This window comes from Nocardioides soli, assembly GCF_014191495.1.
Lineage (GTDB): Bacteria > Actinomycetota > Actinomycetes > Propionibacteriales > Nocardioidaceae > Nocardioides > Nocardioides soli.
Genome location: NZ_JACHWR010000001.1, coordinates 1228415 through 1242070 on the forward strand (window position 1 = coordinate 1228415; position 13656 = coordinate 1242070).

At 71.9% G+C, this 13656-nt stretch carries 17 protein-coding genes; 11 read left to right on the top strand and 6 right to left on the bottom strand.

The features are described from left to right. Nucleotides 1–126 precede the first annotated feature (126 nt). Nucleotides 127–1062, bottom strand: a complete 936-nt coding sequence (gene miaA / locus FHU40_RS06275; RefSeq protein WP_183591375.1) for a tRNA (adenosine(37)-N6)-dimethylallyltransferase MiaA — start codon at nucleotides 1060–1062, stop codon at nucleotides 127–129. A gap of 18 nt (nucleotides 1063–1080) precedes the next feature. Here miaA and FHU40_RS06280 point away from each other — a divergent pair, with 18 nt between their 5' ends. The 4 genes from FHU40_RS06280 to FHU40_RS06295 are packed head-to-tail and all read left to right on the top strand — an operon-like array spanning nucleotide 1081 to nucleotide 2312. Further along, nucleotides 1081–1257, top strand: a complete 177-nt coding sequence (locus FHU40_RS06280; protein WP_183591376.1) for a hypothetical protein — start codon at nucleotides 1081–1083, stop codon at nucleotides 1255–1257. Further along, nucleotides 1254–1751, top strand: coding sequence for an NUDIX domain-containing protein (locus tag FHU40_RS06285; RefSeq protein WP_183591377.1), 498 nt, complete (start codon nucleotides 1254–1256; stop codon nucleotides 1749–1751). The genes FHU40_RS06280 and FHU40_RS06285 overlap by 4 nt, the downstream gene beginning before the upstream one ends. Before the next feature lie 19 nt (nucleotides 1752–1770). Continuing rightward, the gene (locus FHU40_RS06290; RefSeq protein WP_183591378.1) at nucleotides 1771–2034 is read left to right on the top strand and encodes a hypothetical protein; all 264 of its coding nucleotides are present in this window, start codon (nucleotides 1771–1773) and stop codon (nucleotides 2032–2034) included. Further along, nucleotides 2031–2312 carry a hypothetical protein gene (locus tag FHU40_RS06295; RefSeq protein WP_183591379.1) on the top strand — a complete coding sequence of 94 codons (282 nt, stop codon included), beginning with the start codon at nucleotides 2031–2033 and terminating at the stop codon, nucleotides 2310–2312. Before FHU40_RS06290 ends, FHU40_RS06295 begins: the two co-directional genes overlap by 4 nt. A gap of 67 nt (nucleotides 2313–2379) precedes the next feature. Here FHU40_RS06295 and miaB read toward each other — a convergent pair whose 3' ends face one another. Further along, entirely contained in the window at nucleotides 2380–3852 is a 1473-nt protein-coding gene (miaB, locus tag FHU40_RS06300; protein WP_183591380.1) for a tRNA (N6-isopentenyl adenosine(37)-C2)-methylthiotransferase MiaB, read from the bottom strand. 113 nt (nucleotides 3853–3965) lie between these two features. Between miaB and FHU40_RS06305 the strand changes: the two genes are divergently transcribed. From FHU40_RS06305 to FHU40_RS06330, 6 genes are all read left to right on the top strand, one after another. Beyond that, on the top strand, nucleotides 3966–4733 hold the full coding sequence (locus FHU40_RS06305) for an amino acid ABC transporter ATP-binding protein (protein ID WP_183591381.1): 768 nt from the start codon (nucleotides 3966–3968) through the stop codon (nucleotides 4731–4733). Between the two features lie 56 nt (nucleotides 4734–4789). Next, nucleotides 4790–5683 (top strand): glutamate ABC transporter substrate-binding protein, encoded by an 894-nt coding sequence (locus FHU40_RS06310; RefSeq protein WP_183591382.1) that lies wholly within the window; start codon nucleotides 4790–4792, stop codon nucleotides 5681–5683. Between the two features lie 51 nt (nucleotides 5684–5734). Beyond that, on the top strand, nucleotides 5735–6385 hold the full coding sequence (locus FHU40_RS06315) for an amino acid ABC transporter permease (protein ID WP_183591383.1): 651 nt from the start codon (nucleotides 5735–5737) through the stop codon (nucleotides 6383–6385). A 67-nt stretch (nucleotides 6386–6452) separates the two neighbouring features. Then, entirely contained in the window at nucleotides 6453–7295 is an 843-nt protein-coding gene (locus FHU40_RS06320) for an amino acid ABC transporter permease (protein ID WP_183591384.1), read from the top strand. A 34-nt stretch (nucleotides 7296–7329) separates the two neighbouring features. After that, nucleotides 7330–8823 (top strand): CehA/McbA family metallohydrolase, encoded by a 1494-nt coding sequence (locus FHU40_RS06325; RefSeq protein ID WP_183591385.1) that lies wholly within the window; start codon nucleotides 7330–7332, stop codon nucleotides 8821–8823. A gap of 151 nt (nucleotides 8824–8974) precedes the next feature. Then, nucleotides 8975–9154 (top strand): hypothetical protein, encoded by a 180-nt coding sequence (locus FHU40_RS06330; protein ID WP_183591386.1) that lies wholly within the window; start codon nucleotides 8975–8977, stop codon nucleotides 9152–9154. Here the strand turns inward: FHU40_RS06330 and FHU40_RS06335 are convergent. Both FHU40_RS06335 and FHU40_RS06340 read right to left on the bottom strand, forming a co-directional pair. After that, the gene (locus FHU40_RS06335) at nucleotides 9141–9509 is read right to left on the bottom strand and encodes a VOC family protein (protein ID WP_183591387.1); all 369 of its coding nucleotides are present in this window, start codon (nucleotides 9507–9509) and stop codon (nucleotides 9141–9143) included. The genes FHU40_RS06330 and FHU40_RS06335 overlap by 14 nt on opposite strands. Continuing rightward, on the bottom strand, nucleotides 9506–10291 hold the full coding sequence (locus FHU40_RS06340; RefSeq protein WP_183591388.1) for a methyltransferase domain-containing protein: 786 nt from the start codon (nucleotides 10289–10291) through the stop codon (nucleotides 9506–9508). The genes FHU40_RS06335 and FHU40_RS06340 overlap by 4 nt, the downstream gene beginning before the upstream one ends. Nucleotides 10292–10384: 93 nt before the next feature. On the opposite strand from FHU40_RS06340, the gene FHU40_RS06345 reads away from it, so the two are divergent. Continuing rightward, complete coding sequence (locus FHU40_RS06345) at nucleotides 10385–10873, top strand: MarR family winged helix-turn-helix transcriptional regulator (RefSeq protein WP_183591389.1); 489 nt, start codon at nucleotides 10385–10387, stop codon at nucleotides 10871–10873. A 6-nt stretch (nucleotides 10874–10879) separates the two neighbouring features. On the opposite strand, the gene FHU40_RS06350 is transcribed toward FHU40_RS06345, so the two are convergent. Then, nucleotides 10880–12694: an ABC-F family ATP-binding cassette domain-containing protein gene (locus FHU40_RS06350; RefSeq protein ID WP_183591390.1), complete on the bottom strand. Its 1815-nt coding sequence runs from the start codon at nucleotides 12692–12694 to the stop codon at nucleotides 10880–10882. Further along, complete coding sequence (locus FHU40_RS06355; RefSeq protein WP_183591391.1) at nucleotides 12687–13589, bottom strand: 4-(cytidine 5'-diphospho)-2-C-methyl-D-erythritol kinase; 903 nt, start codon at nucleotides 13587–13589, stop codon at nucleotides 12687–12689. Before FHU40_RS06355 ends, FHU40_RS06350 begins: the two co-directional genes overlap by 8 nt. Nucleotides 13590–13656 lie beyond the last annotated feature (67 nt).

The following is a 13656-nucleotide window of genomic DNA, read 5'->3' on the forward strand; positions in this document are numbered from 1 at the left end:
CCGCCGGTGCGCCCGACCGTTCTTGCTCTGCCGCGGAGTGATCGTCGAGCGTCCGAGGTGACCGCCGGGATAGTCCGTCACGAATTGGTTGCGATCCGGCGTGTGGGACCGCCAGAACGTGACGGACTATCCCGGCAAGCCTCCCGACCACGACACCACGGCCACCGCCCGGTCGACCAACTCCGGGTCGTCGTACCGGAGCCAGGTGACCCGCGGGTCCTTGCGGAACCACGAGTCCTGGCGGCGGGCGAAGCGCCGGGTGGCGACGACGGTGCGCTCGCGCGCCTCGTCGAGGGTGAGCTCACCGCGCAGGTGGGCGACCACCTCGCGGTAGCCGATCGCCGTCACCGCCGTGCGGCCCTCCGCCAGCCCCTCGTCGAGCAGCCGCTCGACCTCGGCCACGAAGCCCTGCTCGAACATCGACTCCACCCGCCGCGCGATCCGCTCGTCCAGCGCCGGCCGGTCGATGTCCACGCCGATCTGCACGGACGCGGGGTCGACGTACTCCAGCGTCGGCAGCGACGCGCTGAACGGCCGGCCGGTGATCTCGACGACCTCGAGGGCGCGCACGATGCGGCGGCCGTTCTCGACCAGGATCCGGTCGGCCGCCTCGGGGTCGACCTCCCGGAGTCGACGGTGCAGCTCCGCGCTGCCGACCTCCTCGAGCTCGGCCTCCAGCCGACGGCGTACGGCGTCGTCGGTGCCGGGGAACTCGAACCGGTCCAGGATCGCCCGCGTGTAGAGCGCCGAGCCGCCGACCAGCACCGGCACCCGGCCTGCGGCGCGGAGCCGCACGATCGCGCCGCGGGCCCAGCCCTGGAACTCCGCGACCGTCAGCGGCTCGCGCACGCTCAGCACGTCGAGGAGGTGGTGCGGGACGCCGTCGCGGTCGGCCTCGGCCAGCTTCGCCGTACCGATGTCCATGCCGCGGTAGACCTGCATCGCGTCGGTGTTCACGACGTCGCCGCCGAGCCGGGCGGCGAGCCCGAGCGACAGGCCGGTCTTGCCCGACGCGGTGGCGCCGACGACCGCGACGATCGGCGGGTTCGGGGGGCTCGACATGTGGCTAGTCTGGCAAGCATGAGCGAGTTCGACCTGACCGAGGACCTGGAGCCGGAGGAGGAGCCCGACCAGGAGGAGTTCGAGGGCACCGAGCCGGGAGCCACGTCACCCGAGACCGGCACGATCTACGGCGAGGCGGGTGAGGCGGAGACGACGCCGCACGACCTCGAGGACGAGACCGAGGACGAGGAGTGACCGGGGTCGAGCCCTACACCGAGGAGTACGCCGCCGCGCACGGGCGCTTCGTCGTGGTGCCCGCGGCGTACGTGTTCCTGCTGCGCGACGGCGCCGCCGGACCGGAGGTGCTGCTGCAGCTGCGGCGCAACACCGGCTACATGGACGACCACTGGGCGGCCGCCGCGGCCGGCCACGTGGAGCGCGGCGAGACGGCGTACGACGCGGCCCGTCGGGAGGCGCTCGAGGAGCTCGGGATCGGCGACGTCGACCTGAGGTTCGTGACGTCGATGCAGCGCACCCTCCACGACCAGCCGATCGACGAGCGGATCGACTTCTTCTTCACCGCCCGGTCGTGGTCGGGCGTGCCCCGGATCATGGAGGCCGACAAGGCCGCCGACCTGCGCTGGTGCCCGCTCGCCGAGCTGCCCGAGCCGGTGGTGCCGCACGAGCGGGCCGTGTTGGAGGCGGTGCGAACGGGTACCGCGGAGGCGTACTCGACCTTCGGCTTCTAGAGATTCTAGAGAGGCACGCGTGACCTCCGACCAGTCCGACCTCGGCCCGATGCCCGAACCCGTCATCGAGCCCGGCGAGCCCAACCCCGGCGGCCCCGACGCCAAACCCGACGACGCCAACGGGACGATCCCCGATCCCCCGGTGTCCGACAACCCGTCGATCGCCCAGCAGGTGCCCGAACCGCTGAAGCAGGAGGTCGAGAGCGGCGAGGACACCTCGACCAAGGCCACCCGCAGCGCCGACGGCGAGGACGACGAGCCCGAGAAGGAGTCCCCGGCATGAGCGGCGACCGCGACGAGGAGCTCCAGTCCTCCACGCCCGGCTCCTCGGGACCCCAGCGCGCGACCGGCGGCATGGGCGTGAGCAGCGAGCGGGTCGGCCACGCGGGGCCGGGCCAGGAGGCCACCGACGGGCTGCGCGACGTCTCCGAGCACGAGCGCGCCCCCGACGAGGAGACGCTGCCCGAGCAGTCCGTCGGCAACCCCGAGGACAACCCCGAGGGCATCCCGCCGAAGGCGGGCTATCCCCGGCTCGATCCTCGGGCGGACGACGAGCTGTAGGGCGACCGGCGTTGGTTTCGAGGCTCAGGCGCCAGGGCGCCTTCGCACCTCAACCACCGTGAGGAGATCAGCCGCAGGCGGGCGCGTCCGGGAGCGGGGCGGGAACGCCGAGGGTCGGCATGCCGAGCGCGACTCCGGCGGTCGTGGACGGGGCGGAGTTCCGGGCCTCCCACGCGTCGCCCGAGCAGGTGCGGCGCACGTCGATCACGCCGCCGTCGGCGACGAGGTGGTGCGGCGCGGCGTACGTGATCTCGACGGTGACCAGGTCGCCGGGACGTACGTCGACGCCGACCGGCGGCGCGAAGTGCACGAGGCGGTTGTCGGGGCCGCGGCCGGAGAGCCGGTGCGTCTCGGCGTCCTTGCGGCCCTCCCCCTCGGCGACCATCAGCTCGACCCGGGTGCCGACGAGGCGCTTGTTCTCCTCCCAGGCGATGTCGTTGACCAGCGCGACCAGCCGCTCGTAGCGGTCCTTGACCACCTCCGGCGGGACCTGGTCGTCGAGCTCGGCGGCGGGCGTGCCGGGCCGCTTGGAGTACTGGAAGGTGAAGGCGCCCGAGAAGCGTGCCTCGCGCACGACGTGCAGCGTCTCCTGGAAGTCCTCCTCGGTCTCGCCGGGGAAGCCCACGATGATGTCGGTGGTGATCGCCGCGTCGGGCATCGCCGCGCGGACCCGCTCGATGATGCCGAGGAACCTCTTCTGCCGGTACGAGCGCCGCATGTCGCGCAGCACCTTGTCGGAGCCGGACTGCAGCGGCATGTGCAACTGCGGCATCACGTTAGGGGTCTCGGCCATCGCCTCGATGACGTCGTCGGTGAACTCCGCCGGGTGCGGCGAGGTGAAGCGCACCCGCTCCAGGCCGGGGATCGAGCCGCAGGAGCGCAGCAGCTTCGAGAACGCCTGGCGGTCGCCGAACTCCACGCCGTACGAGTTGACGTTCTGGCCCAGCAGCGTGACCTCGGAGACGCCCTCGGCGACCAGCGCCTCGATCTCGGCCAGGATCTCACCGGGCCGGCGGTCCTTCTCCTTGCCCCGGAGCGCAGGGACGATGCAGAACGTGCAGGTGTTGTTGCAGCCCACCGACACCGACACCCAGGCGGCGTACGCCGACTCGCGGCGGGTCGGCAGCGTCGACGGGAAGACCTCGAGCGACTCGAGGATCTCGACCTGCGCCTCCTGCTGCACCCGGGCCCGCTCCAGCAGCACCGGCAGCGAGCCGATGTTGTGGGTGCCGAAGACGACGTCGACCCACGGTGCCTTCCGGGTGATCGTGGCGCGGTCCTTCTGCGCCAGACAGCCGCCGACGGCGATCTGCATGCCGGGCCTCGCCGCCTTGACCGGCGCGAGGTGGCCGAGGTTGCCGTAGAGCTTGTTGTCGGCGTTCTCGCGCACCGCGCAGGTGTTGAACACGACGACGTCGGCCTGCTCCCCGTCAGGAACGCCGACATAGCCCGCGTCCTCCAGCAGCCCCGACAGCCGCTCGGAGTCGTGGACGTTCATCTGGCACCCGTAGGTGCGGACCTCGTAGGTACGTGCGCTCATGACAGTCGCCAGGGTACGGCGCGCCCGCGGACCGCCCGAAACCACGACGACCCCAGTGCACAACCCCAGTGCACAGGTAGCCCGAACGGGCCATCGGTGACTAGTGTCCCCTCATGACGGCAGCCACGACTCCGGAGACCGGCACCGAGACCGTGGTGGCGCTTGCGGGTGTCGACAAGTGGTTCGGCCCGCTGCACGTCCTCCAGGGCATCGACCTGACCGTCCACCGCGGCGAGGTGGTCGTCGTCATCGGACCGTCCGGGTCGGGAAAGTCCACACTGTGCCGCGCCATCAACCGGCTCGAGACGATCGACAACGGCTCGATCACCCTGGAGGGCCGGCCGTTGCCCCAGGAGGGCAAGGAGCTCGCCCGACTGCGCTCCGACGTCGGCATGGTCTTCCAGAGCTTCAACCTCTTCGCCCACAAGACCGTGCTGGAGAACGTCACGCTCGGCCCGATCAAGGTGCGCGGCACCAAGCGCACGGACGCCGAGAAACGTGCCCGCGAGCTGCTCGACCGGGTCGGGGTCGGCCAGCAGGCGGCGAAGTACCCGGCCCAGCTCTCGGGTGGCCAGCAGCAGCGCGTCGCGATCGCCCGCGCGCTCGCCATGGACCCCACGCTGATGCTCTTCGACGAGCCGACCTCGGCGCTCGACCCGGAGATGATCAAGGAGGTCCTCGACGTGATGGTCGACCTCGCCCGCGGCGGCATGACGATGATCGTGGTGACGCACGAGATGGGGTTCGCGCGCACCGCGGCCGACCGCGTGGTCTTCATGTCCGACGGGGCGATCGTCGAGGAGAGCACGCCCGACGACTTCTTCACCAACCCGCGCTCGGAGCGGGCCCAGGACTTCCTCGGCAAGATCCTGAAGCACTGACCCTCCCCGGCACCGCCCCGCACACTTCACCGCTCACTCGGAAAGAGGAGAAGAAAATGGGACACATCCAGAAGGTCCGGGCGGCGGCCGTCGCCCTCGCCCTGGCGGGCGCTCTCGCGGCCTGCGGTGACGCCGGCGACGACGGCGATGAGGGCTCGGACGTCGAGGTGCAGGAGAACGCCGCCGACGAGTTCGACGACGGCACCCGCATGAAGGAGCTCGCCGACGCGGGCTCGGTCACGATCGGCGTGAAGTTCGACCAGCCCGGCATCGGCTTCAAGGGGGCCACCGACGACGCGCCGGTCGGCTTCGACCCCGAGATCGGGAAGATCCTGGCTGCCGACCTCGGCATCGCGCCCGAGGACATCACCTGGAAGGAGACGATCTCCGACAACCGCGAGCCGTTCCTCCAGAACGGCACCGTCGATCTGGTCATCGCGTCGTACTCCATCACCGACGAGCGCCGGCAGGTCGTCGGCCAGGCCGGCCCCTACTACGTCACCGGCCAGCAGCTGCTGGTCGGCACCGACAGCGACATCGACAGCCTCGACGACGTCAAGGGCACCGAGGTCTGCTCCGTCACCGGCTCGACCTCCCTGGAGAACATCGAGGCCGAGGGCGCCAAGCCGCGCGGCTTCGACACCTACTCCGAGTGCGTCGACCAGGTGCTCAACGGCACGGTCGACGCGATGACCACCGACGGCGCGATCCTGCTCGGGTACGCCGCGGAGAACCCCGACCAGCTCAAGGTCGTCGTGGAGCCGTTCTCCGAGGAGCGGTACGGCGTGGGCTACTCCATCGACGCGCCCGAGATGTGCGAGTGGATCACGGAGACGATCGAGGACGCGCAGGACGACGGCGCGTGGGCGACGGCGTTCGAGGCGACGCTCGGCCAGTCGGGCGTCGAGACCCCCGATCCCCCGGCCATGGACGAGTGCCCGGCCGCGTGACGACGGGCTGACGACTCGCTGACGACTCGCTGACGGAGAGAGGGCCGAGGGTTGGACGACCTGCTCGACCAGTACGACCTGGTGCTCCAGGCGTTCTGGCTGACCATCCAGCTCTCGGTGCTCTCCGGCCTGTGCTCGCTCGTGTTCGGCACCCTGCTGGCCGCGCTGCGGGTCGGGCCGATCTCCGTCCTGCGAGCCGCGGGGACGACCTACGTGGCGCTGGTGCGCAACACCCCGTTGCTGCTGGTGTTCGTATTCGTGTTCATCGCCGCGCCGAACCTCGGCTGGTTCGTCGGCACCCCGTTCCTCGTCAAGGGCGTCATCGCGATGAGCGTCTACACCTCGGCGTTCGTGTGCGAGGCGGTGCGGTCCGGGGTGAACGCGGTCTCGGTGGGGCAGGCGGAGGCCGCGCGCGCGATCGGGCTCACCTTCACCCAGACGATGGGGAGCGTGGTGCTGCCCCAGGCGTTCCGCGCCGTCGTACCGCCCCTGGCCAGCGTGCTGATCGCGATGACCAAGAACACCTCGATCGCCGCCGTCTTCGGGCTCATGGAGCTGACCGGCCGGATGCGCTACTTCACCAACAACAGCGCCGACGACACCGTCATCTTCCTGGTCTTCGCCGCGTTCTACATCGTGCTCGTCGAGCTGATCTCGGCCGGGGCGATCGGGCTCGAACGGCGCTGGAGGGCGGCGCGATGAACACCCCACGAAACTGCGGGCTTCCCCCGTTTCGCTCCTCCAGCCCACACTTCCGCGGGGACCCCCGATGAGCACCGTCCTCTTCGACACCCCCGGGCCGCGAACGCGCGCCCGGCACCGGCTGTACGCCCTCCTCTCCGGCGTGGGCCTGCTCGCCCTGCTGGGCTGGTTCGTGTGGTACCTCGACGAGCAGGGCGAGCTCGAGTACGAGCTCTGGGAGCCCTTCGTCACCCCGGCGTACGTCCAGGTGCTGTGGGAGGGCCTCCTCGACACGCTCGCCATGGCGGTGCTCGCCATCCTGCTCGCCGTCGTGTTCGGCGCCGTGTTCGGCGTCGGCAAGCTGTCGGAGCACGCCGCCGTGCGGTGGCCGTCGTGGCTGATCGTGGAGTTCTTCCGCGCGGTCCCCCTCCTGCTGCTGATCATCTTCCTGTTCCTCGGACCGGCCGGGCTGAGCTCCTACTGGTCGGTGGTGGCCGGGCTGACGCTCTACAACGGCTCGGTCCTGGCGGAGATCGTCCGCGCCGGCATCCTCGCGGTGCCGAAGGGACAGGTGGAGGCGGCGTACGCGCTCGGCATGCGCAAGACGCAGGTGATGGTGACCATCCAGCTGCCCCAGGCCGTGAAGATCATGATCCCGGCGATCATCAGCCAGTGCGTGGTCGCCCTGAAGGACACCAGCCTCGGCTACTACGTGCTCGCTCCCGGGCTGACGACGGTCGGTCGCCAGATCTGGACCGAGTTCGGCAACCAGTTCCAGACCGCGGTGGTCCTCTCCGCGACGTACATCGTCGTCAACCTGCTGCTGACCCTGCTCGCGACCTGGGCGCAGCGGCGCCTCGTCGGCGAGCGGAGACCGATCGTGCATCCGGTCGATCCCGGGATGGGACACGGCGGCCCCGGGTTGTCGTGACCTCGGCCCCGTCATGGGCCATGCTGTCGGCACCATGACCGACGCACACCTCGACCGCCGATCGCTCTTCCTGGCCGGCGCTGGAGTCGCCACCTCCGCCGCCCTGGTGACCTTCGAGCCGGCGACGGCCGGCGAGCGCACCCGCACCAAGACGTTCAAGGGCCGCTTCGCCGGCGACGACGTCCCCGACTGGGTCTACCTGCCTTTCCGGGTGCCGAAGGGCGTCCGGGCGATCTCGGTGAAGTACGACTACGCGCCGGTGAGCCTGGGCCCGACCTCGCTGAACGTGGTCGACATCGGCATCTTCGACCCGTCGGGTCGCGGGCTCGGGAGCACCAAGGGCTTCCGCGGCTGGTCCGGCGGCAAGCGGCGGTCCTTCCGGCTCAGCCGCACCTCCGCCACCCCGGGGTACCTGGCCGGCCCGATCACGCCGGGCCGGTGGAACCTGATCCTCGGCCCGTATCAGATCACCCCCGCGGGCACGCCGTACCGCGTCGACGTCACCCTGCACTTCGGCAGGCCCGGGAAGCGCTTCCGGCCGCGCCCGGCGCCCGCGTCGGTGCCCGGCACGGGGCCGGGCTGGTACCGCGGCGACCTCCACGTGCACACCGTGCACTCCGACGGCTCGCAGACGCCGCGAGACGTGATCGGGTACGCCCGCAAGGCCGGCCTCGACTTCATCGGCACCTCCGAGCACAACACCAGCTCCGCCCAGCGGATCTGGGGGCGGGTCGTGCCGAAGGGCTTCCTGGTCATCCCCGGCGAGGAGGTGACCACCCGCGCCGGGCACTGGCTCGCCGCGGGGCTGCCCACAGGCACCTGGATCGACTGGCGCTACCGCCCGGAGGACGGGAGGCTCGCAGGATTCACCGAGCGGGTGCGCAGGCTGAAGGGCCTCGCGATCGCGGCCCACCCCTACCAGATCGGCGGCGGCAACGGCTGGCAGTTCGGCGACGACTTCGCCGAGATGGACGCGGTCGAGGTGTGGAACGGTCCCTGGAGCGGCCTGAACGCCGCCGCCAACACCAAGGCGGTCGCGCGGTGGCACGACCTGCTGACGGCCGGCGTCTTCAAGCCCGCGGTCGGCAACTCCGACACCCATCAGGCCGCGCAGCGGATCGGCCTGGCCCAGACCGTGGTCCGGGCCGACCGACTCTCGGTGGCCGCGCTCATGGCGGGCTACCGGGCCGGGCACTCGTGGATCACCGGCTCCTCGGCGGTCGACCTGGAGTTCACCGCCACGCTGGGTGGGTCCCGAGCCGAGTGCGGCGACCGGCTCGCGAGCGGCCCCGCCGACCAGGTGACCGTGCGCCTGCACGCCTCCGGCGTACCGGCCGGGTCCGTGGCCACGCTGATCGGCCCCGGCGCCACGACGTACGGCGCCCCCGTGGTCGGCGGCGCCGACGGAGCACTGCTGGTCGAGCAGTCGGTGCCGGGCGGTACGCCGTTCGTGCGGGCCGAGATCCGTCAGGGCCCGGCGGCGACCGACGCGATGGTGGCGCTGACCAACCCGATCTTCCTGACCTGAGTGCCTGCTCGGGCCTGATGTCGGGGATAGTCCGTCACGTTCCGGTTGCCACCAGCCAGGATCGGCAACCGGAACGTGACGGACTATCCCCAACGATCTATCCCGCGATCCCGGCACGCTGGACCTCAGGACTGCCGGATAGCGTGTGCGGGTGAGCAAGGGGCGCGTCAACTGGTCGATGCTGCTGGTGGCGTTCGCGCTCCTCGTCCCGGTGCTGGGCGGGGTCGCCCTCGTGCTCGGCGGCGGCAGCGCACCGCTCGGGTGGGCGCTGATCGGCTTCTTCGGCGCCGGCGCGGTGGTGCTCGGCAAGAAGGCCGTCACCGGCGACTGAGCACCTCCATGCGGTTGCCGTGCGCGTCGCGGGTGTGGAAGCGCTCGTAGCCGTCGAAGGTGTGCCGCTCGCGCCAGTCGACGTCGAACCCGAGCGACCGGAGCCGCAGCGCCAGCGCCTCCAGCGCGGCGACGTCGTCGAGCAGCAGCGCGGGGTGGGCCTTGCGGGCCGAGGCGAACGGGTCCTCGACGCCGACGTGGATCTCGACGCCGTCGCGGCGGAACCAGGCGCCGCCGCGCGCGGCGAGGTCGGCCGGCTTCGCGACCTCGGCCAGGCCGAGGCCGTCGGCGTAGAAGCGGCGGGCGGCGTCCTCGCCGCCGGGCGGGCAGGCGACCTGCACGTGGTGGAGCCTCATGACCGCACCTGCGCGACCACGAAGATCCGCCGGAAGGGCAGCACCACGCCGTACTCGTGCCGGGGGTACGCCGCGGCGAGCCGCCGCTTGAACTCCGCCTCGAACGCCGGGCGCAGGTCGTCGGGGAGCGCCTGCAGCGTGGGGCGGGCGCCGGTGCCGGACACCCAGGTGAAGACCGGGTCGGGGCCCGTGAGCAGGTGCAGGTACGTCGTCTCCCAGGCGTCGACCGTGCAGCCGAGGCGCGCGAGCGCGTCGAGGTAGACCGCCGGGTCGTGGCTGCTCGGCACCGCGACGCCGGAGGTGTGCTCGGCGTACGGCGCCTCGGCGGCGAGCTCGTCGCGGAGCGTGTGGCTGGGCTCGTCGAAGTTGCCGGGCACCTGGAAGGCGAGCCAGCCGCCGGGGGCGAGCCGGCCCACGAGCGCGGGCAGCAGGTCGAGGTGGCCGGGGATCCACTGCAGGGTCGCGTTCGAGACCAGCACGTCGACCTCGCCCCGGTCGGTCGGACCCGACCTCGCCCAGTCGCGCAGGTCGGAGACGTGGAAGCGGACGTCGCCGCCGAGCTCGCGCGCCTTCGCGATCATCTCGGGGCTGGCGTCGAGCCCGACCACGTGGGCGCCCGCCCAGCGGTCGGCCAGCAACGTCGTCAGGTTGCCCGGGCCGCAGCCCAGATCGACGACCGTGGCCGGCCGGTCGGCGCCGACGCGGGCGAGCAGCTCGACGAACGGGCGGCCGCGCTCGTCGGCGTAGGTCAGGTAGCGGTCGGGGTCCCAGGTGTGTGACATCGCGGTCCTTCCGAAGTCTCTTGACATCAAGATATCTTCGGCGACCTTTGTCTTGATGTCAAGATTCTCGACCGGATCGGTTACGCTGACGGCATGCGGGACGAGGTCGACGAGCTGGTCGAGGCCTGGGAACGAGAGCGCCCCGACCTCGATCTCGCCCCCGTCGAGGTGTTCAGCCGGATCAGCCGGCTGGGCCGCCATCTCGACCTCGCCCGGCGGGACGCGTTCACCACCGCGCAGGTCGAGTCGTGGGAGTTCGACGTGCTGGCGGCGCTGCGCCGAGCCGGCGCGCCGTACGAGCTCTCCCCCGGCCGCCTGCTTCGCGAGACGCTGGTGACCAGCGGCACCATGACCAACCGGGTCGATCGGCTCGCCGGCCGCGGCCTGGTCGAGCGGCTGCCCGACCCACGTGACCGGCGCGGCGTGCTCGTGCGGCTCACCCCCGAGGGCAAGGAGGCGGTGGACGCCGCCTTCGAGAGTCTGCTCGAGGCCGAGCAGACCTTCCTGGCCGGGCTGCCCGAGAAGGACCGCGGGCGGCTGGCGGCGCTGCTGCGCACGCTCCTGGCGCCGTTCGCCGACTGATCCCGGCTACTCCAGCGCCTCGGCGGCCTCGAGCCACTCCAGCTCGAGCTCGCCCTTCTCGTCGGCGAGCGTCCCGAGCCGTGCGCTCAGCCCGGCCAGCTCCTCGTACCGCTCCGCGGCCTGTGGTGCCAGCGCCTCGATCTGGGCGTTGAGCTCCGCCTCCTGCTCTGCGATCCGCTCCAGCTGCCGGTCGATGCGGGCGATCACCTTGCGAGCCGCCCGCTCCTCCGCACTGCCGGCCTTGGCCTTCGCGGTCGAATCGGGAGTTGTGACGGTTGACTCGGGAGTGGTGACCGTTGAGTCCGGAGAAGATTCCGGACTCAACTGGCCGGAAGTCCCGATTCGACGTTCCAGGTACTCGTCGACCCCGCGCGGCAGCATCGAGATCTGGCCGTCGCCGAGCAGCGCCCAGACGGAGTCGGTGACCCGCTCGAGGAAGTAGCGGTCGTGGGAGACCACGACGAGGGTGCCCGGCCAGCCGTCGAGGAAGTCCTCGACCACGTTGAGGGTCTCGATGTCGAGGTCGTTGGTGGGCTCGTCGAGCAGCAGCACGTTGGGCTCGGTGAGCAGCAGGCGGAGCAGCTGGAAGCGACGCCGCTCGCCGCCGGACAGGTCGCCGATGCGCGCGGTGAGACGGTCGCCGGTGAAGCCGAACCGCTCCAGCAGCGCCGTCGCCGTGATCTCGCCGTCGGTGGTGCGGGTGACCCGGCGGATCGACTCCACGGTGGGCAGCACGCGGCCCTCGGGGTCGAGGTCGTCGAGCTGCTGGGTGAGGTGCTGGAGCGCGACGGTGCGGCCGTGCTTGACCCGTCCGACAGCCGGGGCCAGCTCACCGGCGAGCAACGAGAGCACCGAGGTCTTGCCGGCGCCGTTGACGCCGACGATGCCCACCCGGTCGCCCGGCCCGAGCCGCCAGGTGGCGTGCGAGAGCAGCTGGCGGTCCCCGCGGAAGAGGTCGACGTCCTCGACGTCGATCACGTCCTTGCCGAGTCGCTGGGCCGCGAACCGCTGCAGCTCGAGGCGGTCCCGCGGCGGCGGCACGTCCTCGATGAGCTGGTTGGCCGCGTCGATCCGGAACTTCGGCTTCGAGGTCCGGGCCGGCGGGCCGCGGCGCAGCCAGGCGAGCTCCTTGCGCACCAGGTTCTGCCGGCGCACCTCCGAGGCCGCCGCCTGCCGCTGCCGCTCGGCCTTGGCGAGCACGAACGCGGCGTACCCGCCCTCGTAGGCGTCGACGACGCCGTCGTGCACCTCCCACGTCCACTGGCAGACCTCGTCGAGGAACCACCGGTCGTGGGTGACCACCACCAGCGCCGACGGCCGGGCGGCGAGGTGCCGGGCCAGCCAGGCAACCGCCTCGACGTCGAGGTGGTTGGTGGGCTCGTCGAGTACGACGAGGTCGTGGTCGTCGAGCAGCAGCGCGGCCAGCGAGCAGCGTCGGCGCTCGCCGCCGGAGAGGCCGACGACGGCGCGGTCGAGCTCGACACCCGCGAGCAGCACGTCGACGATCTCGCGGGTGCGCGGGTCGGCGGCCCACTCGTGGTCGGACCGGCCGCCGAGCACCGCCTCACGGACGGTGTGGGTGTCCTCGAGCTGGTCGCCCTGGTGGAGGTAGCCCACGAGCAGGCCGCGCTGCCGCGAGACCCGTCCGGAGTCGGGCTCCTCGATCCCGGTCATCACCTCGAGCAGGGTGGTCTTGCCGTCGCCGTTGCGCCCGACGATGCCGATCCGCTGACCGACGGCCACGCCGAGCGAGACGTCGGTGAGCAGCGGGCGGATGCCGTAGGACTTCGAGACGCGCTCGAGGTTGAGCAGGTTAGCCATAGGCCACCGGATGTGCCCCGGCGACCGCGCCGGTCGTGACGAGGACGACGTCGTGGCTCGCGCGCAGCTCGGCGGCGGTCGCCCGCGCCGCGTCGGCGGACTCGCAGAGGAAGACGCAGGTCGGCCCCGAGCCGGTGACGACACCGCGCAGCGCACCGGCCGCCTCCCCGGCGTCGATGAGCCGGGCCAGGTCGGGCCGCAGGTCGAGCGCGGCGGGCTGGAGGTCGTTGTGCAGGGCGGCCGCGAGGGCGTGGGGATCGCCCGCATCGAGGGCCGCGAGCAGCGCCTCCGGCATCGGGGGTACGGCGGGGGCGTCCGGGAAGAGCCGGTCGTAGTGGCGGTAGACCTCGGGGGTCGACATCCCGTTCGTCGAGGGGACCAGCACCCACCACCACGTGCCGTGGTCGGGGACCGGCTCGACGATCTCGCCGCGGCCGGTGCCGAGCGCGGTGCCGCCGACCAGGGCGAACGGCACGTCGCTGCCGAGCTGCGCGGCAAGCGCGAGGAGGTCGTCGTCGGAGGTGTTCGCTCCCCACAGCCGGTCGAGGCCGACCAGCGCCGCTGCCGCGTCGGCCGAGCCGCCGGCCATGCCGCCGGCGACCGGGATCTCCTTGGCGATGTGCACCTCGCCGGTGACCGCGAGTCCGTGGCGGGCGGCCAGCAGCGCCGCCGCCCGGTCGACGATGTTGTCGCCGGCGAGCGGCACGTGGTCGCGGTCCATCCAGCCGGCGACCGTGAGGTCGACCGACCAACCGTCGGCGTCGGCCAGCGTCAGGTCGTCGTACACGCCGACCGCCTGGTAGACGCTCGTCAGCGGGTGGAACCCGTCCTCGCGCGGGGCGCCGACGCCGAGGTGGAGGTTGATCTTCGCGGGGGCGCGGACCGTGATGCTCATGCGGCAGCCCTCCGCGGCTCGACGCATGCGACGGCGGCGAGCGGTGAGTCAGCAACCAACCCGCCGG